At 46.7% G+C, this 21,228-nt stretch carries 20 protein-coding genes and 1 riboswitch; of the genes, 2 read left to right on the top strand and 18 right to left on the bottom strand.

The genetic code is table 11. The annotated features are described in order from the left end of the window. Window positions 1–68 precede the first annotated feature (68 nt). From purN to BM003_RS10695, 15 genes are all read right to left on the bottom strand, one after another. Complete coding sequence (purN, locus tag BM003_RS10765; protein ID WP_093672929.1) at window positions 69–638, bottom strand: phosphoribosylglycinamide formyltransferase; 570 nt, start codon at window positions 636–638, stop codon at window positions 69–71. After that, window positions 628–1,668, bottom strand: coding sequence for a phosphoribosylformylglycinamidine cyclo-ligase (purM, locus tag BM003_RS10760; RefSeq protein WP_093672927.1), 1,041 nt, complete (start codon window positions 1,666–1,668; stop codon window positions 628–630). The genes purN and purM overlap by 11 nt, the downstream gene beginning before the upstream one ends. 11 nt (window positions 1,669–1,679) lie before the next feature. Then, window positions 1,680–3,104, bottom strand: a complete 1,425-nt coding sequence (purF, locus tag BM003_RS10755; protein ID WP_093672925.1) for an amidophosphoribosyltransferase — start codon at window positions 3,102–3,104, stop codon at window positions 1,680–1,682. Continuing rightward, a complete protein-coding gene (gene purL / locus BM003_RS10750; protein WP_093672923.1) occupies window positions 3,080–5,302 on the bottom strand; it encodes a phosphoribosylformylglycinamidine synthase subunit PurL in 2,223 nt (740 codons plus the stop codon). Before purL ends, purF begins: the two co-directional genes overlap by 25 nt. Beyond that, window positions 5,283–5,975, bottom strand: a complete 693-nt coding sequence (gene purQ / locus BM003_RS10745; RefSeq protein WP_093672921.1) for a phosphoribosylformylglycinamidine synthase subunit PurQ — start codon at window positions 5,973–5,975, stop codon at window positions 5,283–5,285. The genes purL and purQ overlap by 20 nt, the downstream gene beginning before the upstream one ends. Further along, window positions 5,972–6,223: a phosphoribosylformylglycinamidine synthase subunit PurS gene (gene purS / locus BM003_RS10740; protein ID WP_093672919.1), complete on the bottom strand. Its 252-nt coding sequence runs from the start codon at window positions 6,221–6,223 to the stop codon at window positions 5,972–5,974. The genes purQ and purS overlap by 4 nt, the downstream gene beginning before the upstream one ends. Then, a complete protein-coding gene (gene purC, locus BM003_RS10735) occupies window positions 6,220–6,930 on the bottom strand; it encodes a phosphoribosylaminoimidazolesuccinocarboxamide synthase (protein ID WP_093672917.1) in 711 nt (236 codons plus the stop codon). Before purC ends, purS begins: the two co-directional genes overlap by 4 nt. A 32-nt stretch (window positions 6,931–6,962) precedes the next feature. After that, a complete protein-coding gene (gene purB / locus BM003_RS10730) occupies window positions 6,963–8,261 on the bottom strand; it encodes an adenylosuccinate lyase (RefSeq protein ID WP_093672915.1) in 1,299 nt (432 codons plus the stop codon). Further along, complete coding sequence (gene purK, locus BM003_RS10725) at window positions 8,258–9,409, bottom strand: 5-(carboxyamino)imidazole ribonucleotide synthase (RefSeq protein WP_093672913.1); 1,152 nt, start codon at window positions 9,407–9,409, stop codon at window positions 8,258–8,260. Before purK ends, purB begins: the two co-directional genes overlap by 4 nt. Next, window positions 9,406–9,864: a 5-(carboxyamino)imidazole ribonucleotide mutase gene (purE, locus tag BM003_RS10720; RefSeq protein ID WP_093672963.1), complete on the bottom strand. Its 459-nt coding sequence runs from the start codon at window positions 9,862–9,864 to the stop codon at window positions 9,406–9,408. Before purE ends, purK begins: the two co-directional genes overlap by 4 nt. Window positions 9,865–10,104: 240 nt before the next feature. Beyond that, window positions 10,105–10,206: riboswitch (purine riboswitch) on the bottom strand. 72 nt (window positions 10,207–10,278) lie between these two features. After that, window positions 10,279–10,521: an NETI motif-containing protein gene (locus tag BM003_RS10715; RefSeq protein ID WP_245734214.1), complete on the bottom strand. Its 243-nt coding sequence runs from the start codon at window positions 10,519–10,521 to the stop codon at window positions 10,279–10,281. A gap of 121 nt (window positions 10,522–10,642) precedes the next feature. Continuing rightward, entirely contained in the window at window positions 10,643–10,921 is a 279-nt protein-coding gene (locus tag BM003_RS10710; RefSeq protein WP_093672911.1) for a hypothetical protein, read from the bottom strand. Between the two features lie 230 nt (window positions 10,922–11,151). Further along, on the bottom strand, window positions 11,152–12,444 hold the full coding sequence (locus BM003_RS10705) for an NCS2 family permease (RefSeq protein ID WP_177184754.1): 1,293 nt from the start codon (window positions 12,442–12,444) through the stop codon (window positions 11,152–11,154). Between the two features lie 417 nt (window positions 12,445–12,861). Continuing rightward, window positions 12,862–13,200, bottom strand: a complete 339-nt coding sequence (locus BM003_RS10700) for a hypothetical protein (RefSeq protein ID WP_143128455.1) — start codon at window positions 13,198–13,200, stop codon at window positions 12,862–12,864. A 608-nt stretch (window positions 13,201–13,808) separates the two neighbouring features. Then, window positions 13,809–14,258: an immunoglobulin-like domain-containing protein gene (locus BM003_RS10695; RefSeq protein WP_093672907.1), complete on the bottom strand. Its 450-nt coding sequence runs from the start codon at window positions 14,256–14,258 to the stop codon at window positions 13,809–13,811. A 318-nt stretch (window positions 14,259–14,576) separates the two neighbouring features. Here BM003_RS10695 and adhE point away from each other — a divergent pair, with 318 nt between their 5' ends. Together adhE and BM003_RS10685 are read left to right on the top strand one after the other, a co-directional pair. Next, a complete protein-coding gene (gene adhE / locus BM003_RS10690; RefSeq protein ID WP_093672905.1) occupies window positions 14,577–17,192 on the top strand; it encodes a bifunctional acetaldehyde-CoA/alcohol dehydrogenase in 2,616 nt (871 codons plus the stop codon). Window positions 17,193–17,649: 457 nt separating this feature from the next. Then, the gene (locus BM003_RS10685; protein ID WP_093672903.1) at window positions 17,650–18,645 is read left to right on the top strand and encodes a D-2-hydroxyacid dehydrogenase; all 996 of its coding nucleotides are present in this window, start codon (window positions 17,650–17,652) and stop codon (window positions 18,643–18,645) included. A gap of 251 nt (window positions 18,646–18,896) precedes the next feature. Here the strand turns inward: BM003_RS10685 and BM003_RS10680 are convergent, their stop codons facing one another. From BM003_RS10680 to BM003_RS10670, 3 genes are read right to left on the bottom strand one after another with little or no spacing between them, the layout of a single operon-like run. Next, complete coding sequence (locus tag BM003_RS10680) at window positions 18,897–19,502, bottom strand: TetR/AcrR family transcriptional regulator (RefSeq protein ID WP_093672901.1); 606 nt, start codon at window positions 19,500–19,502, stop codon at window positions 18,897–18,899. Next, entirely contained in the window at window positions 19,502–20,308 is an 807-nt protein-coding gene (locus BM003_RS10675) for an ABC transporter permease subunit (protein WP_093672899.1), read from the bottom strand. The genes BM003_RS10680 and BM003_RS10675 overlap by 1 nt, the downstream gene beginning before the upstream one ends. Then, window positions 20,305–21,204: an ABC transporter ATP-binding protein gene (locus BM003_RS10670; protein ID WP_093672897.1), complete on the bottom strand. Its 900-nt coding sequence runs from the start codon at window positions 21,202–21,204 to the stop codon at window positions 20,305–20,307. The genes BM003_RS10675 and BM003_RS10670 overlap by 4 nt, the downstream gene beginning before the upstream one ends. Window positions 21,205–21,228: the final 24 nt, after the last annotated feature.

The following is a 21,228-nucleotide window of genomic DNA, read 5'->3' as shown; positions in this document are numbered from 1 at the left end:
GGACGTGGCGATTTGCCTGACCTCGGCCCTTTTTGTCCTCCTTTTTGAACTACTTTAAATTAAATTTTTTATTCACTTAGCAATTTGGCAATGGTTGCCGGATAAAGCTTGTGTTCTGTTTCATGAATGCGTGCTTCGAGCGTCTCAACTGTATCGTCATCTTCCACCGGAACGGCGGCTTGGGCAATGATCGGACCTGTGTCCATGCCTTCATCCACATAATGGATCGTGATACCTGTGATCTTAACGCCTTTATTGAAGGCTTGACCGATCGCATCCAGTCCGGTAAACGAGGGCAGCAATGATGGATGAATGTTAATAATCCGGTGCGGATACGCGGCAAGCATGACCTTGCCGAGAATCCGCATGTAACCTGCCAGAAAAATATACGCGACATCGTGTTCCTTGCATGCGTCGGCAATCACTTGTTCAAAGGCAGCCTTTGATGGGTAGTCTTTTCTGGAAACCACCAAGACCGGCACACCGGCTTGCTTTGCTCGTTCAATAACAGCCGCTCCCGGCTGATCGCAGACGAGCAGTTCGATGGTCGCAGGAATACGTCCCGCTTGAATCGCTTCATTGATCGCAATAAAATTGGTACCATGTCCTGATGCGAAAACCGCTATTTTATGCTTCATCACAATTCACCAGCGTCAGTTCATGACCTTCGACAACTTTTCCCACGATGATCGGCGTTTCACCGGAGACCTTCAGTACTGCCAGAGCTTTATCAGCATCCTCCGGAGCAACCGCCAGCACCATACCGAGTCCCATGTTAAACGTATGGAACATGTCATCGAGCTGCAATTTGCCCAATTCTTTTAACCAATCGAACACCGCCGGACGTTTCCATGCTGAAACGTCCATTTTCGCCGTCAATCCCTCTGGGAACATACGCGGCACATTTTCATAGAATCCTCCGCCCGTAATATGCGCAATACCGTGAACGTCTACCGTTTTCAGCAGATCAAGCACCGGTTTCACGTAAATCTTCGTCGGTGTCAGCAAAACCTCGCCAACAGTCTTTTCCGAATCAGGTGAATAGGTGTCGGCATAGGTTAACCCGGCATCGGCAACAAGCTTGCGGACAAGTGAAAATCCGTTGCTGTGAATGCCGCTTGACGTGAGCCCGATTAAGAGGTCGCCGTCCTTTACCCGATCGGGCTTGATCATGTTTGCCTTTTCAACGGCGCCGACAGAAAATCCGGCAATATCGTAATCGTTTTCGTCATACATGCCTGGCATCTCTGCTGTTTCGCCACCGATCAGCGCACAGCCTGCCTGCGCACAGCCGTCTGCGATCCCTTTGACAATCGCTTCCGCTTTTTCCGGCTTCAGCGCGGAGCAGGCCAAGTAATCGAGAAAGTAAATCGGTTCTGCACCTTGTGTGATGATATCGTTCACGCACATCGCCACGGCGTCGATGCCGACCGTATCGTGGCGATCGGTCGCGATGGCGATCATCAATTTTGTGCCGACGCCGTCCGTTCCTGATACAAGCACTGGTTCCTTTAAATTCAGTTGCGATAAGTCAATTGCACCGCCAAATCCGCCAAGACCGTCCATGACTTCCGGGCGGAAGGTGCGCTGCACATGTTTCTTGATTCGTCCTACTGTCTCGTAGCCGGCTTCAATGTTCACACCGGCTTTTTTATATGCGTTCGCCATGATGGTCCTCCTCAGACAAGCAGTTCTTTTTCATGCGGCAGAACCGTATCCGGATAAATTTCCGTCGGGTACTTGCCGGTGAAGCAAGCCATGCACTGTCCACAATTCTTCATTGCCGGGTCACGCCCGATCGCTTTCTTCAATCCTTCAGGGCTTAAATAAACAAGTGAGTCGGCGCCAATCAATTCACGAATATCTTCTACTGAATGCGTAGACGCAATTAATTCGGATGACGTTGATGTATCGATGCCATAGAAACATGGATGCGTGATTGGCGGTGAACTGATCCGAACATGAACCTCGGTCGCGCCCGCGTCACGCAGCATGCCGACAATTCGGCGGCTGGTTGTCCCGCGTACGATTGAATCATCCACCATCACGACACGTTTGCCCTCAACAATAGCGCGCACTGCAGACAGCTTCATCTTTACCCCTTGTTCGCGCAGTTCCTGAGACGGCTGGATGAAGGTCCGTCCGACATAGCGGTTCTTGATCATACCCAGTTCGTAAGGGATCCCTGTTGCTTCGGCATAACCAATTGCAGCGGAAATACTTGAATCCGGTACACCGGTAACCACATCGGCCTCAATCGGCGCTTCTTGTGCCAGCATGCGTCCAAGATTCTTACGTGCGGCATGGACATTAATGCCTTGAATATTGCTGTCGGGGCGAGAGAAATAAATGTATTCCATGCTGCAGATTGCCGGTTCCGTCCGAGTAGTGAAGAAGTCAGAGTGAAGGCCTTCATTGTCAATCACAATCACTTCGCCCGGCTTCACATCACGAACATATTTTGCGCCGATCAAATCGAACGCGCATGTTTCCGAGGCGACAACCCAAGCATTGCCGAGTTTGCCGAGTGACAGCGGACGCAGACCGTTCGGATCAAGCGCAGCGATTAACTGGTGTTCTGTAAGCATCGTCAGTGCGTAGGCGCCTTTAATTATAGAAAGCGCATGTTTAACGCTTTCGAGAAAATTATCAGAATAATCTCGTTTAATTAAGTGAGCAATAACTTCGGTATCGGAAGTCGTCTGAAAAATACTGCCACGTTCTTCAAGCTCGCCTTTCAATTTATGAGCATTGACTAGGTTTCCGTTATGCGCAATGGAAAGTGAATCTTTCTGCGAACGGAAGACAAGCGGTTGAACGTTGGCATAGATATTGCCGCCTTGCGTTGAATAGCGGACATGCCCGATGGCAGCAAATCCTTTGTCCAACGCGTCAAGTTTTTCATTATCAAATACATCATTTACGAGACCGAGACCTTTATGATCATAGATGACCTTACCGTCGGTGCTCGCAATGCCCGCGCCTTCCTGGCCGCGATGCTGCATGCTGTGCAGCCCGTAGTAGGCTAATTTTGCTGCTTTCTCATGACCCCAAATTCCAAAGACGGCGCATTCTTCATTCAGTTCTTTGCCGACATAATGCATGACAGAGCCCCTCTCCATTCGTTTTCGAGTTCGTTCCGATTCAGAGTGACGGTTGACGATGCAAAGGCTAGATTTATGGTTTCACTGCGTGTGACATTGCCGACAAACACAGCATCGTTTACTAATGCTTCAAAGTCTTTCTTCTTCGCTTCAGGGACAGTAACCAAATAACGTGACTGAGTTTCTGAAAAAAGTTCAACTGCAGGGTCAGTATCAAACTTAAGGTCACAACCGAGTTCCGTGCCGAATACCGATTCAGCAACGGCAACGGCAAGACCGCCTTCGGAAATATCGTGTGCCGAGGCGAGATAGCCTGATTTGATGGCTTCAAGAACTTTTTCCTGACGGCTCTTCTCCACTTCAAGATCAAGTGCCGGAGCTTTGCCGCTCACTTCACCATCAATCAGAATCTGTAAGGCGCTGCCGCCGAATTCAGGCTTCGCTTCGCCGATGACATACACCGCGTCACCTTCGTTTTTGAAGGACGCAGTCATCACATGATCAAGATCTTCAACGAGACCAACCATACCGACAACCGGGGTTGGATCAATCGCGCCGCGATCCGTCTCATTGTAAAGGGAGACGTTGCCGCTGATAACCGGCGTTTTCAAAACATCACATGCGTTAGCCATACCTTTGACGGATTCATCAATTTCCCAGAATACTTCCGGATTCTCAGGACTGCCGAAGTTGAGGCAGTCCGTGATTGCGAGCGGCAGTCCACCGGAGCAGACAATATTTCTTGCGGCTTCAGCAACCGCGATTTTTCCGCCGACATTCGGATCAAGCGCCAAGTACTTGGCATTGCAGTCCGTTGTCATGGCAAGGCCTTTTTTTGTGCCACGCACGCGGACAACCGCGGCGTCGGAACCCGGTGCGACAACCGTGTTCGTTTGCACCATATAGTCATACTGACGAGTCACCCATTCTTTTGAAGCTAAGGTCGGCTGACTGAGCAGTTTGTTAATCGTTTTTGCGTAATTATTAATTTCAGGCTTCCATGCCGGAGCCGCCTGATTCGCAAGATAAGTTGCCGGAACCTTGGACGGCATGTGGCGAACAGGAGCGGATGCCAGAGAATCAGATGGAACATCCGCTACAATCTTGCCCTTATGTTCAAGACGGAGCACCTCTTGCTCAATGACTTCACCTACTGCGACTGCGTGAAGTCCCCAGCGTGCGAAAATTGCCTTGATCTCTTCCTCGCTGCCCTTCTTAATAACGATCAGCATACGTTCCTGAGATTCGGAGAGCATCATTTCATAAGGCGTCATTTCTGTTTCCCGCTGCGGAATCAAGTCAAGATTCATGTGGATGCCGACACCGGCCTTAGCCGCCATTTCACTCGCTGAGGAAACAAGCCCAGCCGCGCCCATATCCTGAATGCCGACAAGCGCGTCATGTTTGGTTAATTCAAGGCACGCCTCGACAAGCAGTTTTTCCATGAACGGATCGCCAACCTGTACCGCCGAACGCTTTTCATCCGATTTTTCGGATATTTCTTCGGAAGCGAAGGTCGCTCCGTTAATGCCGTCGCGCCCGGTGCTCGCGCCGACATACATCACTGTATTGCCAATGCCGCGTGCCTGGCCGACTTGAATGTCGTCATGACTCATAATACCAACGCACATCGCGTTAACAAGCGGATTGCCGTTATAGCAAGGATCAAATTGAAGTTCACCGCCGACCGTTGGGATACCGATGCAGTTTCCATATCCGGCAATCCCGCTGACCACTTCTTCAAAAAGGTAGCGGACACGTGAGCTGTCCAAGTCGCCAAAGCGCAGCGAATCAAGCAGTGCTACCGGACGCGCGCCCATGGAGAACACATCGCGGATGATGCCGCCGACACCGGTAGCCGCGCCTTGGTAAGGCTCGATCGCTGAAGGGTGGTTATGACTTTCGATTTTGAAAACAACCGCCTGCCCGTCACCAATGTCAACAATGCCGGCACCTTCACCGGGACCCTGGAGTACATGTTCGCCGGTTGTCGGGAAATATTTTAATACCGGCTTCGATGTCTTATAGCTGCAGTGCTCCGACCACATCACGGAAAACAGTCCGGTCTCCGTATAGTTTGGCTTGCGTCCGAGCAGATCCTTGACCTTCTGATATTCTTCCTCAGTAAGACCCATTGTTCGGTACACTTTGTCTTGTTCAATCTGCTCTGGTGATGGTTCAAGATGTGTAAGCGGCATGAGTAGATTCCCTCCAATGGTTTAGGATTGACTGGAACAAGCGCAGACCATCGTCACTGCCAAGCAGCGCGTCAGCGGCGCGTTCCGGGTGCGGCATCATGCCGAGCACGTTGCCTGCTTCATTAATAATGCCGGCGATATCAGCTTTTGATCCGTTCGGATTTTCTCCTGAATAGGTGAAGACAATCCGATTGTTGTCCTGCAATTCCTTGAGCGTCGCATCGTCACAGAAGTAATTGCCCTCGCCATGCGCGATCGGAATGCGGATGATTTCATCGTTAGCGTAGAACTTCGTAAATTGCGTATCATTATTTTTAACCTGAAGATTTACGGTTTCACAAATGAATTTCAAGTGCTGATTCTTCAACATCGCGCCGGGAAGCAAACCTGCTTCAAGCAGAATCTGAAAGCCGTTGCACACACCCAGTACCGGTTTTCCTTCTTTAGCAGCCTTGATCACAGCAGGCATAATGCCTGAGAAGCGTGCGATCGCGCCTGATCGTAAGTAGTCGCCATAGGAGAAGCCGCCCGGAATCATGATCGCGTCATAGCCGTCCAGCGACGTTTCCGCATGCCACACATAGTCTACTTCTTCACCCAGTCCATCCTTAATCGCATAGTACATGTCTTGATCGCAGTTGGAGCCGGGAAAAACAATGACTGCGGTTTTCACGAGTGTACCTCCTCCTCGACTTCATAGCGATAGTTTTCAATTACGGTATTGGCAAGCAGCTTGTCGCAGATTGTATCCACTTGTTCGGCAACATCCGCGGAGTCATCCATTTGGAGTTCAATATATTTACCAATGCGCACGTCCTGAACATTTTTGTAATCCATATTATGCAGCGATTGCATCACGGCCTGACCTTGAGGATCAAGCACGCTTTCTTTCAAAGTAATAAACACCTTCACCTTTTTCATTTGACATCCTCCAAGCGTTTAAGAAGTTTTTCATAGGTTTCAGGAAGATCAGCGATATTGCGGCGGAAAACATCTTTGTCAAGCTTTTCATGAGTCTCTTTATCCCACAGACGACAGCTGTCCGGTGAAATCTCATCAGCAAGAACAATGGCGCCTGTTTCTTTTAGTTTGCCGAATTCGATTTTAAAGTCGACAAGCAAAATGCCCGCTTCTGCAAAGAATGCCTGCAGTGACTCATTAATGCTGAGGGCGAGGCGGCGAATTTCTGCGAGTTCTTCTTTCGTAGCGAGTTCCATCGCCAATGCATGATCACTGTTGATCATTGGGTCACCGAGTTCATCGCTTTTGTAGTAAAACTCAACGATTGTACGGCCAAGCGTTTCGCCTTCATCAACGCCCAGACGTTTTGAAAGGCTGCCGGCAACGACATTGCGAACTACCACTTCGATCGGAACAATGCTTACCGCTTTGACTAATTGCTCTGTCTCGGAAATCGTGTCGATGTAATGCGTCGAGATGCCCTTCTTCTGCAGCATTTTAAAAATCTTTGTGCAGATCGCGTTATTCAAACGACCTTTTCCTTCAAATTGCGCTTTCTTCTGGCCGTTAAACGCAGTCGCGTCGTTCTTGTAGACCACACGAAGCACATTCGGGTCATCAGTCGTGAACATCTTTTTCGCTTTTCCTTCATATAAAAGCTGACTCATTTGTTTTTCCCCTTTTCGCTGAAGATACAGATTTAGTCGTTCAAACCTAAACGTTCAAAGATAAAGTCAACATTTTTCAGGTGGTAGGTTTCATCGAAGCAGGCGTCGATTTCCGCTTGTGTCAATTGACTGGTAATGCGCGCATCGCTTTCAACGATTTCTTTAAAAGGTGTTTCCGTCTCCCATGATTTCATTGCGTTCGGTTGAACAATATCATAGGCCGTCTCACGGCTCATGCCTTTCTCAATCAAAGCGAGCAGCACATGCTGCGAGAAAATCAGCCCGAAGGTACGCTTCATATTGCGTTTCATATTTTCCGGGAAAACGGTTAGTTTCTCAATGATTGTTGAGAAACGGTTCAGCATATAATCCAATCCGCTGGTTGCATCCGGAAGAATGATCCGTTCCGCTGAAGAATGGGAAATATCGCGTTCATGCCAAAGCGGCACATCATCGTAAGCAGTCAGCATATAGCCGCGAATCACGCGTGCAAGGCCGCACATATTTTCCGATCCGATCGGGTTGCGTTTATGCGGCATCGCCGATGAACCTTTCTGACCCTTGGCAAAATATTCTTCAACTTCGCGTACTTCCGAACGCTGCAAGCCGCGCACTTCAACCGCGAATTTCTCAATTGACGTAGCAATCAGTGCCAGAACAGACAGGTAATGCGCGTGGCGATCACGCTGCAATACTTGTGTCGAAATTGGTGCCGGCTTGATACCGAGGTGTTTACAGACATACGATTCAACAGCGGGATCGATATTGGCATAGGTGCCGACCGCGCCGGAAATCTTGCCGTATTGCACTTCATCGGCTGCGCGTTTGAAGCGTTCCAAATTGCGTTTCATTTCTTCATACCACAACGCTAGAACAAGGCCGAAGGTTGTCGGTTCTGCGTGAACACCATGCGTACGGCCCATCATGACCGTATTCTTATATTTTTTCGCCTTTTGGCGGATGACTTCGATAAACTGTTCAATATCTTTTAATAAAATTTCGTTCGCCTGTCTTAGCAAATACCCTTGAGCGGTGTCCACGACATCCGTTGAGGTTAAGCCGTAATGCACCCATTTTTTCTCTTCGCCAAGCGATTCTGAAACCGTTCGCGTGAAGGCAACCACATCATGACGGGTTTGTTGTTCGATCTCATGAATCCGATCAACGGTAAACGTCGCGTTTTTCCGTAGTTTTTCAACATCTTCTTTTGGAATTTCTCCGAGTTCAGACCATCCTGCGCAGGCAAGAATTTCAACCTCAAGCCATGCCTTGTATCTGTTTTCTTCTGTCCAAATCGCGCCCATTTCCGGCCGTGTATACCGATCAATCATGAATGCTTACCCACTTCCTGTTCAATTTTCCATATCCCTAATCTCTCTGCTTGCTCAATTGCCTCATCAACTGTGTCACCAAGAATGGTCAGGTGACCCATTTTACGTCCGGTTTTCGCCGCGTCCTTCCCATAGAGATGAAGATGTGCGGACGTCAATAAATCAATTTTGTCCAAAACCGGCTGGACATGCTCACCAAGGATATTGATCATAATCACCGGCTTGAGCAGCTGCGTGCTGGATAGCGGCAGACCGCAAATTGCACGAACATGCTGTTCAAACTGGGATGTCTCGCAGGCATTAATTGAGAAATGCCCGGAATTATGCGGACGCGGTGCTGTCTCATTGACGTACACCTTCCCGTCCGTGCCGACAAACATTTCAACGGCAAGCGTGCCGACAAGTTTGAGAGCTTCTGCAAGATGCAAGGCATGTTCGGTTGCTTCATCGCGGAGGCTGTCTGATATTCTCGCCGGCACTAGAGTATGATGCAAAATATTATGACGATGTATGTTTTCAGCAACCGGAAAAACAGATGTTTCACCTGTGGTGCTGCGCACAACAATAACAGAAATTTCTTTTTCAAACGGAAGCCATTTTTCGAGTTCAAAAGGCGTCTTTCCGACGTAAGGGAGTGCTTCCTCTAAATCTGTTTCTGATTTGAGAACGTACTGCCCTTTGCCATCATAGCCGCCTTGTGTTGTTTTCAATACAGAAGGAAATCCAATTTCAGCAATAGCCTTTTTCAATTCATCATGATTACGGACAGGCATATAGGGAACAACCGGCAATCCTGCGCTGCAGATTGCCGCTTTTTCATTAAGCCTGTCCTTGGTTATTTCAAGCAGGTGGCCGCCCTGAGGAAGATAACTGTTCTCCTGCAGGTAGTCCACCGTCTGAACGTCTACATTTTCAAATTCATAAGTCACGACATCGGCACATTCAGCCATTTTCTTTGCGCCTTCAGGATCGTCATAATCGGCAACAATCGCGATATCCGCGACTTGCGCGCATGGGCAATCCTTAACTGGATCAAGAACAGCGATTCTGTACCCCATTTGTTTCGCGCTGATCGCCATCATCCGTCCTAATTGGCCGCCGCCGAGAATGCCAATGGTTTGTCCCGGCAAGATCGTTTTCTGCTTCATTTCAGATCACTTTCCTTTGCCTTCTTGGCTAGAGATTCCCGATAAGCTTCTAATCGATCCTTCAATTCGCTATCAAATGCTGAAAGAATCTGAGCAGCGAGTAGACCGGCGTTCGTCGCACCTGTTGCCCCGATCGCTACCGTCGCCACCGGAATGCCGGCCGGCATCTGTACAATGGATAATAATGAGTCCATACCGCTGAGCGCCCTCGATTTTACAGGGACACCGATGACCGGCAAGGTCGTCTTAGCCGCAGTCATGCCCGGTAAGTGCGCCGCGCCACCCGCTCCGGCAATAATTACTTTTAAGCCGCGTTCGCGTGCAGTTGCCGCGTAGTCAAACATGAGATCCGGTGTGCGGTGCGCTGACACAACCTTTTTCTCATAAGGAATGTCCATTAAATCCAAAATGTCGCATGCATTCTTCATGGTCTCCCAATCAGAGCTGCTTCCCATAATCACACCAACTACTGCTTGACTCACAATACTGCCTCCCAATAGAGGATTTTCGAAAACCTGGGAAAAAGTTTTTCAAAAGTTCGTGCCGAATCGACAGGATCTTTGTTTCCATCTTTTCCCGACTTTATGAACCACGTTCAAATTCTAGACAATAAAAAGCCCAGAACAGCTGTTTTCCTGAAAACAAAGAGAAAACAACCGTCTGGTCTTTAACCGCGGGCAGCGGCCTCAAACAAAACGTTACCATTTTCCCTTCATAGTCCGGCAATTTCCGGTCGCCAGGTAGAAACAGTTGGGCCATATTCCCAAAAATATATGAGGGTTCGCTTTTCTTTTTTGACCCTCTCATCATATCAGCAATATTCGCAGTGTGTCAACCGTATTATCGAACATTAACCGAGCTTAAAGAAGCTATTGTTCGCCTTTTTTGGGAATGTATTTTCCTTCCAAAACACATTGGCTGCCAAAACACTCTGGGCCGGATGGCGTCTCACGGAAGATCGGCTTCTCTGTCCGCCTAATTGGCGTGTAGCCTTCGCGCTTCATGCGTTCAAGACATTGAGTAATTGTTTCTTGATCCCCAACGATAAATTGCTTTTTTCGTAGCGGAATGCTTGATCGTTGATCAGAACTCTTCGCTTTGCGCTTGTTCAAATACGTTCACCGCTTTATCTTGGTTTGGCAAAGTACATATTCTATGCCTTTTCTGGTCGAAATTAGCTACATTCATTATATCAATTTTTTTGCTGCTTCGACAGACTTCGACTGTACATCATCAATGAAAGTAAAAGGCAAGTGCGACAAAACCGAATGCAAGCAGCGTGGCGCCGATGACGCCTGTCACCATGTGAATTATATAGCTGGGAATACGTCTAAGAAATTTACCTTCGATTGCCATGGCGATACTTGCGGAATCATCCTTGCCTTTCTCATGGGCGGCATCCTCAAGCAGATGTTCCCCTGCTTCTTTCATTTCTTTCGTCAGGAAAAAGCTCGCGCTCAGCACTGCCAGACCAAGCAGCCAGAAAAGAACCGTGATTATCAACGCAGTCATTTATCATTCACGTCCTTTAGATTGGGTTATTCTTATCATGTCTCCGATGAGGCAACGATATTCAGGGCATGATGAAGTTAAAAAATTGTGAAGACTGACTCGTCGCTCTCAAGACCGAATGGTGAAAGTGAAGATGTTTTCCATCCAATAAAGAAGTGCATCACCCTTGTGATTGGAAACAAAAAAATCTTCCCCATAGTTAAATGGAGAAGACTTTTATTTACTCGTTTTTAAATCAGTGCGAAAAAGACAATGAATACGAAGAACAGGAAGTAGACAATCGGGTGAATTTCCTTCCAACGTCCGGCTGTAATCATCGTAATTGGGTAAAGGATAAAACCGAGTGCGATACCATCTGAAATACTGTAAGTCAGCGGCATGCCAAGTACAGTCAGAAATGCAGGAACCGCAATTTCGAATTTGTCCCACGGAATCTTTTTCAAAGAGCTTGCCATCAGTACGCCGACAATAATGAGTGCCGGAGCCGTCACTTGTGCCGTTACAACGGACAGCAGCGGCGAGAACAGCATGCCGACCAAGAACAAAATACCGGTCACAACCGCAGTGAATCCGGAGCGGCCGCCAACAGCGATACCTGTTGATGATTCAATGTAAGCAGAGGTTGGTGATGTACCAAGTACAGAACCGGCAAGCATTGATGTCGAGTCAGCAAGCAGTGCTTGTCCGACACGCGGCATTTTATTATTCTTCATGAATCCGGCTTGTTCAGCAAGTCCAATCAACGTGCCTGCCGTATCAAAGAAGGTCACAAGCAGGAAGGTCAGAACGACAACGCCGAGTTGCAGTGTATTGATATCCGGAACATGTGTAATCGCCTTGCCGAAGGTCGGCGTGAGGCTTGGCGCAGTAGAGATAATCTGAGACGGAAGCGGAATCAGTTTGAAAATAATTCCAGCAATCGAAGTCAATACCATACCGATGAAAATCGCGCCGGGAACTTTGCGAACCATCAGAATAACCGTTACGATCAATCCGAAAATGGTCAGCCATGTCGTGCCGACATTCAGCGGTCCAAAAGCAACGGTCGTTGCTTTATCAGCAACAATCAATCCGCCTTCATGAAGGCCGATGAATGCAATAAAAAGTCCGATACCTGCTGCCATTGCCAGCTTGAGGCTCTGCGGAATCGCGTCAATAATAATTTCACGAAGCTTGAAAATTGTAATAAGAAAGAAGATAACGGAAGCAAGGAATACACCAGCCAACGCAGTTTCCCAAGGAATCTTCATGCCGATACATACCGAATAAGCGAAGAATGCGTTGACACCGAGACCCGGAGCAATGGCAATCGGGTACTTAGCGACAATACCCATGATCAAGCAGCCAAGCGCACTGGAAATCGCTGTAGCTGTGAATACCGCACCCTTATCCATACCTGATGCGCTGAGAACACTTGGATTGACGAACAGTATGTACGCCATGGAAATAAAAGTGGTCAAACCGGCCAATGTTTCACGGCCTAACGTCGTCTTTAGATCGGAAAATTGAAAATAACGTGACAACCAATTCTCGTTCACAATAATCCCCCTTAAATGTCTCGTTTTGTCCGCGTTCATCATCCTTATTTTTCAGGGCAGAGCCGAAGCTCCTATTCAGTGGCTTATGAACCCAAACTAAAAAAAGCTCCAAAACGATTGAAGCGTGAATAAATGCGAATACTTTCATAATGCGCCCTTGAAAAATAATTTCAATGAATGTGCACGAAACAAAAACTCTTTTTTTACACCGTTCATTATATCAGCACAGCGGATCTTCCGTCAACGGAAAAGGCGAACGCTAAATCATTTATTCAAATAGAATGTTCGGAATTAGTTCAAATTGAACAAAAATGGTAATGGAACAACGCAGACAAGCTTGGCTTCGTTCATGAGATCGCCGATAAAAAAGTGTATGGCTCGTGCTGAGTCGAGGAATATCTCCTATAAATTCGGCCAAACATGCTTAATCGGATCCGGAATGGTCACTTCTTTCTTGTGTTCCCAACCGGAAGCTGTTTGCTCATTTATGAAATTATCTGAGATACCGCTCACTAACCATCGTTTCTGTTCCGAATCATAGATCAATCGAAAGGTAATCCCTCTTTGATAAGAAGCGTCTCTCATTTGTTTGTCTGATTTCAACGTGTACACATAAGTATACGAAACAACTGTATCAACGGAAACATTCCAATGGTCGCCAAAATGAGTCAAGGTCAAGCTTTCCGGATCGACAATCATGCCCCGATAAGCAGATTGTATCTCGTCAATCTTCGTCTTCAACTTGGCAAACTGCACGATTTTTACCGCTGATTGACTTTGATTACTTCGTTACGATTTTGGGCTCGTTCGTAACGAATCTGGGAGTTCGCTACTACTTTCTGTGAGTTCGCTACGATTTTCCTTCGGTTCGTTACGAGTTTGGGAATTCGTTACGACTTTTTCTCTCTGAGGTTGAATTCTCCAAGGATTGGGTTGAACTCCTCTCTTGGGTTCGACTTTGCAATGATTCGGTTCGACTTTTCACTCGTTAGGTTCAACTTCTATTCTTCGGTTCGACTTCTCCTATCTTGGGTTCGACTTTGCAATGATTCGGTTCAACTTTTCACTCGTTAGGTTCAACTTCTATTCTTCGGTTCGACTTCTCCTATCTTGGGTTCGACTTTGCTCTGGTTCGGTTCGACTTTTCACTCGTTAGGTTCAACTTTTATTCTTCGGTTCGACTTCTCCTATCTTGGGTTCGACTTTGGTCGCATTCGGTTCGACTTTCCGGGGATTGGGTTCAACTTTTTCCTCGTTAGATTGACTTCAGCATTCGGTCTAACCTGACTCTTACCTTTATTCGTCTACTGTTTTTCCACCCGCCAATTGCTAATTCTTCGGGATTCTCATTAGTGCAGTTCAAATGATGCACGAAACGTTTGAGCTCCGATCTTCTTAATGACTCTGTAGTTCCCTTTTTCCGGTTTGTCGCTCAATAAGTCCAGTGATATCTTTTTTCTGACAATCTGATGCGAATTCAACTGCTCGGCCATTGCGGTAAAAGCACCATCTTTACGGAACGGCATTACGTACCAGCTGCCTTTCTGTTTCATTTCAATCGTATAGTCCATTCCAAAAGTAACGCCCTCATCCGTATTATTCTCGATAATCAGCGTTACATCTTTTGATCGCGCTGGATAGCTGCGCTTATCCATGTAAACGCGAATGCCTTTAACGTGTTTAAAACTGTTTTTCGTATAGGGTGATGGCTTTAGATGTTGCTGGTCTCCATTTTGCACAGCGTCGCGGCATCCAGATAAGAACAGCATGGCCGCCATTGCAATAATACATATTTTCATGAGTGCGTCTCTCTCCGTTTCACCGACTGTTTCCTATATTATAAGCAATTTTTGCGACCATTCGCATTGGTGCTGAATCTTGCTTTTCTCAAGAGGGACAAGTCTTCGCCACGCCATATGTCTGCTCTCCGCAAAGATTCAACCCAATTTATACTCGCATAAAACCTCATTCATCTGATCGCCACAAATTAGACATAATCAAGTTTCAACTTTGTGACAGCGCTATCATTGACGTTGCCAATCCAATCGTTTTAAAGTAAATTATACATGTGAAATATTTCACAATGTCATGGTTTATACCTAAAGGAGGCAAATCATATGGCTATTGAAGAACAAGCATTAAATCCAAAAGACTCAAAGAAAGAAACTCTGAAAAAAACTATTGACCAATTAGTCACGAATGCAAAGACCGCACTGGATGACTTTAGGCCACTGAATCAATCCCAAATTGATGAGATCGTGAAACAAATGGCGCTGGCCGGGCTTGACAAACATATGGAGCTGGCAAAAATGGCTGTCGAGGAAACCAAACGCGGTGTTTATGAAGATAAAATGATCAAGAATATTTTTGCAACCGAATATATCTATAACTCGATTAAAGAGAACAAGACAGTCGGCATCATTAACGAGGATCCATATGACGAAATTGTGCAGATCGCAGAACCGGTTGGTGTGATCGCGGGTGTCACTCCGGTTACAAATCCGACCTCGACAACCCTATTCAAATCGCTGATCTCCATTAAGACTAAAAATCCGATAATCTTCGCTTTTCACCCGTCCGCGCAAAAATGCAGCAGCGAGGCAGCTCGGATTGTCCGTGACGCAGCAATTCTTGCAGGTGCTCCAAAGAATTGCATTCAGTGGATTGAAGCGCCATCACTTGATGCGACCCAAGCGTTAATGCATCACCCAGGTGTCTCACTCATTCTCGCCACCGGAGGCTCCGGTATGGTGAAATCGGCCTACAGTTCCGGCAAACCGGCAATCGGCGTTGGACCAGGAAATGTGCCGGCATACGTTGAAAAAACTGCCGACATTAAGCAAGCCGTAAATGACTTGATTCTTTCCAAAACTTTTGATCACGGCATGATTTGCGCTTCGGAGCAGGCAGTCGTCGTTGACGCGGCAATCTATGAAGCTGTTAAACAGGAAATGATTGCGAACAAATGCTACTTTTTGAACAGCGAGGAAAGGAAAAAGGTTGAAAAACTCGTCATTGATGAACGCCGCTGCGCCGTAAATCCGCAGATTGTCGGCAAACCTGCCGCCTTTATCGCAGGGCTTGCCGGAGTAACCGTTCCGGATGATACGAAAGTCATCATTGCGGAATTGAGCACCGTCGGACCTGAGTCTCCGCTTTCGCGCGAAAAACTGAGTCCTGTGCTCGCTTGCTTTAAAGCAAAAACCACTGATGAAGGACTCCGGCTCTGCGAAGAAATGCTGGAATTCGGCGGAATCGGCCACTCAGCGGTTATTCACTCAACTGATCAAAAGGTGATCGATGCGTTCGCAATGAAGATGAAGGCTGGGCGATTGATCGTCAACGCGCCGTCATCGCTAGGCGGGATCGGCGATATCTACAATTATTTTATCCCTTCGCTTACTTTGGGATGCGGCACATACGGCGGCAACTCGGTTTCAACAAACGTGGGTACTGCGAATCTGATCAATATTAAAACAATGGCCAATCGTCGCAACAACATGCAGTGGTTCAAGGTCCCACCAAAGATCTATTTTGAAAAAAACGCGGCAAACTATCTGTCGGTTATGCCTGATATTTCACGCGCGTTCATCGTTGCAGATCCCGGAATGGTGAAATTCGGTTATGTCGACCGGGTACTTCACTTCCTGAGACAACGCAGAGAACCGGTTCACGTTGAAGTCTTCTCAGATGTTGAACCTGATCCGTCGGTTACAACGGTTATAAAGGGTACGGAAATGATGCACAGCTTTAAACCCGATGTGATCATCACGCTTGGCGGCGGTTCGGCGATGGACGCTGCTAAAGGTATGTGGCTGTTCTACGAAAGCCCTGAAACCGACTTCTTCGGACTCAAGCAGAAGTTCTTGGATATCCGCAAACGTGTGTTCAAATTTCCGGACTTAGGTAAGAAGGCAAAATTCGTCGCGATTCCAACGACATCGGGTACGGGATCGGAAGTGACCTCGTTCTCCGTTATTACAGACAAACAGAATGACATGAAATATCCGCTCGCCGATTATGCACTGACGCCAAATGTCGCGATCATTGATCCGGAATTTGTTATGACGGTTCCGCAACGCGTGCTCGCCGATTCGGGAATGGATGTGCTCACACACGCCATTGAAGCGTATGTCTCGAACATGGCAAATGATTATACCGATGGACTGTGCATCAAAGCGATCCAGCTTGTATTCAAGTTCTTGCCGAGATCGTATAAAGACAGCAGCGACAAATTAGCGAAAGAGAAAATGCACAACGCGTCGACGATTGCCGGCATGGCTTTCTCCAACGCGTTCCTAGGCATCAATCATAGTCTCGCACACAAGTTGGGCAACGAATTCCACCTTGCGCACGGCCGCTGCTGCGCAATCCTTTTGCCGCATGTGATCCGTTACAACGCGTTGAAACCGACGAAATTCACAGCATTCCCGAAATACAAACACTTTATCGCCGATGAACGCTATGCGGAAATCGCGCAAATTATCGGCGTTGGCGGCAAGACAACTGAGGAAAGCGTCGAGAACCTCGTTCAGGCGATTAAAAAGTTGACTCAAGAACTGAACATGCCAATGAGCATCGAAGCGAATGGGGTCAGCAACGTTGATTTCGAGAAAGCACTCGACAAATTGTCTGACCGCGCGTTTGGCGATCAATGCACGACTGCTAATCCAAAGATGCCGCTTGTATCCGAACTCGCGGACATCTATCGCGAAGCTTTTAAGGGAATTTGATCGTCATTACTTTTAAAACGCCTGCTCTTCATTTGAAGCAGACGTTTTTTTGTTTGCAAAAAAATAGTAAATCTTAAAAGATTAGCGGAAACTAACATAAGTAGCAACTCGGCAATAAAAGAACCTTCGCTAAAAATGCGCATGTCCTGCAACACGAAAGCCATCACTTCTAGTGACAGGTGACCTTTTGCTCACCGGGTCTTGGATGTCCGTGGCCGTCGTGACGGCTGCTTCGCCTTCTCCAAAGGCTGGGCGAAGCCACGTTTTCTAATACATTTTTAACATGATAACATCGGTGCTTCATTACGAAACAGCGGTTATGCTTTAAACTGGTATCGTTTACATATTTTTTCAAATTGTTTAAACTGGTTGTGAAATCAAGCACACGAACTGAGCTTATTGGTGAAGATCATAACGTACCAAGATTTAGGTGAACGCTAAGGGAGGAATACAACGCATGAAAATTTTGATGTATGGCGTGCAGCCCCACGAACAAGAAATAATTAAGCTTTGGGCTGAAAAGAATCAAGCTGAATTAACGACAACTTCTGACTTTCTCTCTGAACAAACCGTTGCCCAATCCGAACAGTTTGACGGCATCTGTATTCAACAACCGACCGAGCTCGGCGGACCGAACCTCTACGCACAGCTGAAAAGCTATGGAATCAAGCAGATCGCAACACGCACCGCCGGTTATGACATGATTGACCTGAATGAAGCAGAAAAAAATGATTTAATTGTCACTAATGTACCCGCCTATTCACCTTACGCCGTTGCCGAACTGGCGGTCACACAAGCAATGCAGCTTGTCCGCCATATACCTCAATTTCAAAAACGAGTCGCAGCAAAAGACTTTAGCTGGGGTGGACTGCTTTCGAAAGAAATTCGTTCATTAACCGTTGGCATCATAGGGACCGGACGCATCGGAGCAACCGCTGCCGAGCTTTTCAAAGGTCTTGGCGCAACGGTTATTGGATTCGATCAGTACCCGAACGACCGGGTCAAGTCGATTCTTGAGTACCGCCCATCGCTGGAGGCCGTGCTGAAGGAAGCTGACATTGTTTCCCTTCACACGCCGCTCTTTGATTCGACATATCATATGATTAATAAGCAGACATTAGCTCTCATGAAAAATAGTGCTTTCCTGATCAATATCGCGCGTGGCGCACTCATTAACACTGTAGATTTAATCGAAGCGCTTGACAATGGCGAAATTGCTGGCGCCGCGCTCGACACTTTTGAAAACGAAACGATGATCAATAAAAATCTGAGTGAGCAATCGCTCGATGATCCACTTTTGTCCAAATTGATCGCAATGGATCAGGTTCTGCTGACACCGCATGTTGGATTCTTCACAGAAACAGCGGTACAAAACATTGTTGAAGGCGCACTTGACTGCGTGGTTGAAGTTCTGGAAACCGGCACAAGCCAGAACTGTGTGCGCAATCGATAAAATAAGCACAAAATCATGTTCAATGAGATCGTTTGTTCGTCAAACGATCTCATTTTTATATTTTTCAGCGAATCAATTCGCCGTTATAATATGTACTGGACCGTATCGATCTTCTGCGCGAGGATGCCTTAAACACTTCATTAGATGTTCACGCCTCAAGCGAAAAGTAAAAGAAGCGGGACGGTAACCGTGCCGACACGCACGATCATTCTGTCCCCCTTCCGCTTTTTGCTTTTCTTCTCATTCACGGCTTACCTAATTAAACCGCGCAGAGTCATTTCCATCATCGCAAACAACCGCTCTATCAACGGCTTAAGATCGTCAATACTCGAATTCGGATATTTCTTTAAATAAGCCATCGTCCGATTGCTGTAATCGTTAAAAAGACAGAGCAGTACCTCTTTTAAAAGACCAGCGTCCACGTCGTCCTTCAAGTCAAGTCGCTCAATCGTATCCCCAACGAAATCCGGAGTCATTGCATTCAATTCATTATATAAACTGATCATTTTATCCGTCAGTCGTTCCGGAGGCTGAGCAAATGCATTGGTGATAAACTGGTAAATATCAGGATATTTTTTGTAGACATGAACTTCCATCTCACATATTTTCCGCATATCCGCAAGCATATCTGAGGATAATTTCCAGTTCTCATAGTCAAGCTCTTTCATCATAAAACGTACCGCATAATCCACACTTTTTTCAAAAAGTTTCTCTTTTGAATCAAAGTAATGAAAGATCAGCCCTTTTGAAACGCCTGATGATTTTGCGATTTGATTGGTCGATGCCCGTTCAAATCCTTTTACCGCAAACTCATGAATCGCCGCGTCCAAAATTGCCTTTTCTTTCGGTTCATCCATTACACTTTCAAATCCTTCCTCTTATAGATCCAAAACGTAAGCAGGCAGGAAACCATGATCACAATCAGGTCGGTCACAATGTAGTTCCATTCAATTCCATTCTTGAAGACAGTGCTTGGAAGTGCTGTGTCAACCGGCGAGAAGAAGACAAGTGCCTGAAAATCATCATTCATCTTACCCACAACACCAAGTATAAAGGTGAGAAAGACAACACCAAGAGACAACGAAGTCGCAGACTTATTTGTGGACAGGAACGACGATAAAAGAAAGCCGAATACAAGAAAAGTAAGCCCCATTACCCATCCGGAGAAAGCTAATTGTGCAAAGCTCTTAAAAAGCCCATGAACGGATGCACCCGACTCCTTGAAGAGAATACATCCCAAAAAAGCAATTGCCATTGATACTGCCCAGTATACTGTATAAAGCAAACTGTTTGCGAGCATTTTCGATCCAACGATGGAAAGACGCGTAATCGGCTGAGCATAGAGATAGCCGATTGTTCCTTCCGCCTCTTCTCTGGCGAGTGCATTTGTTCCGAGCATCGCCGCGAAAATGCCGGTGGCAATCACGATATACTGATATTCATAACCAAAATAGCCTTTGATTGTCGCCAAGGCTGCCATATCCGATAAATTGAATGCTTTCAACATATCTTTCGGCATTGACTTCAAATCCATTTGCTGCAGCCCCATGTCCTTCATTGCAGGAAATAATGACACGAGACCAAGAGTCAGCACACCAACAACAACAATCCAAATCACTAGTGTTTTTATATGCGTTCTGCATTCTAGTCTGAACAAGGTCATAGCCGTTCACCCTCCTGACGTTCATACATCGACATGAACTGTTCTTCCAAATCGCGGTTTGCAACAGTCACATCTTCAAGATCCGTTGACAGATTTGACAATGTTGAAAAGAGCTGCGGAAGACCGCCCTCATAAAGAAAACGCGCTTCGTGTTCCTCTTTTTTGGTACAGGTCGCACCAATCGCCTTCATTTCGTCGAGTGGCAACTTGCTTCCTTTCAAGGTCACGATCTTCGTTTTTTTATTGACCTGAGACAAGTCTTCAACACCGACCAGCTGACCGCTGCGAATAAACGCGACCTTTGAACAATAATCCTCAACCTCTTTCAGATTGTGACTGGAGAGAAAGATGGTCGCACCTTGCTCCTGCTTTTCTTTTAGCACTCGGAACAGCCGAGCGTGCATCAGCGGATCAAGCCCGTTCGTCGGTTCATCCATAATAATTAACTCCGGATGGTGAATGAGCGCGCAAACCAACGCGACCTTTTTCTTATTTCCTAAAGACAGATCACCGAATTTTTTCTTGCGGTCAATTTGAAACAGCTCAAAATAGCGATCAATTTCTGCCTGATCCCCTTCCATATGATGAAAATCCAAGGTGTAGCGGATCAGGTCCTGAACACGCAGCTGCGGATAAAAACGCACATCACTCGGTACATATCCAATCCTTTTCTTTACATCAAGATCATGCTGTGGAACGCTTTTTCCAAGAAGCGAGATCTCCCCGCCGCTTCGTTTAATAAAATTCAGCATCATATTCATCGTTGTCGACTTGCCTGCTCCGTTCGGACCGATAAATCCGAAAAATTCGCCTTGTTCAACAGAAAAAGAAAGATCATTTACAGCAACAAACTTGCCAAAACGTTTACTGATATGACTCAATTCAATAACCGGCATCTCAGTGAACCTCCTTTAAATAGC

Origin of the sequence: Sporolactobacillus nakayamae, from assembly GCF_900113325.1 — a bacterium.
Classification (GTDB): domain Bacteria; phylum Bacillota; class Bacilli; order Bacillales; family Sporolactobacillaceae; genus Sporolactobacillus; species Sporolactobacillus nakayamae.
Note: the sequence above shows the minus strand (reverse complement) of the source record. Positions and strands in the feature narration are given on the sequence as shown.

Coding starts and splice junctions, on each gene's coding strand:
- BM003_RS10695 (WP_093672907.1), bottom strand. CDS start 14,258: ATGAAAATATGTATTATTGCAATGGCGGCCATGCTGTTCTTATCTGGA.
- BM003_RS10710 (WP_093672911.1), bottom strand. CDS start 10,921: ATGACTGCGTTGATAATCACGGTTCTTTTCTGGCTGCTTGGTCTGGCA.
- purK (WP_093672913.1), bottom strand. CDS start 9,409: ATGAAGCAGAAAACGATCTTGCCGGGACAAACCATTGGCATTCTCGGC.
- purM (WP_093672927.1), bottom strand. CDS start 1,668: ATGGCGAACGCATATAAAAAAGCCGGTGTGAACATTGAAGCCGGCTAC.
- purB (WP_093672915.1), bottom strand. CDS start 8,261: ATGATTGATCGGTATACACGGCCGGAAATGGGCGCGATTTGGACAGAA.
- purF (WP_093672925.1), bottom strand. CDS start 3,104: ATGCATTATGTCGGCAAAGAACTGAATGAAGAATGCGCCGTCTTTGGA.
- BM003_RS10675 (WP_093672899.1), bottom strand. CDS start 20,308: ATGACCTTGTTCAGACTAGAATGCAGAACGCATATAAAAACACTAGTG.
- BM003_RS10680 (WP_093672901.1), bottom strand. CDS start 19,502: ATGGATGAACCGAAAGAAAAGGCAATTTTGGACGCGGCGATTCATGAG.
- purC (WP_093672917.1), bottom strand. CDS start 6,930: ATGAGTCAGCTTTTATATGAAGGAAAAGCGAAAAAGATGTTCACGACT.
- BM003_RS10670 (WP_093672897.1), bottom strand. CDS start 21,204: ATGCCGGTTATTGAATTGAGTCATATCAGTAAACGTTTTGGCAAGTTT.
- purS (WP_093672919.1), bottom strand. CDS start 6,223: ATGAAAAAGGTGAAGGTGTTTATTACTTTGAAAGAAAGCGTGCTTGAT.
- adhE (WP_093672905.1), top strand. CDS start 14,577: ATGGCTATTGAAGAACAAGCATTAAATCCAAAAGACTCAAAGAAAGAA.
- BM003_RS10685 (WP_093672903.1), top strand. CDS start 17,650: ATGAAAATTTTGATGTATGGCGTGCAGCCCCACGAACAAGAAATAATT.
- purL (WP_093672923.1), bottom strand. CDS start 5,302: ATGCCGCTTACACATCTTGAACCATCACCAGAGCAGATTGAACAAGAC.
- purN (WP_093672929.1), bottom strand. CDS start 638: ATGAAGCATAAAATAGCGGTTTTCGCATCAGGACATGGTACCAATTTT.
- purE (WP_093672963.1), bottom strand. CDS start 9,864: ATGGGAAGCAGCTCTGATTGGGAGACCATGAAGAATGCATGCGACATT.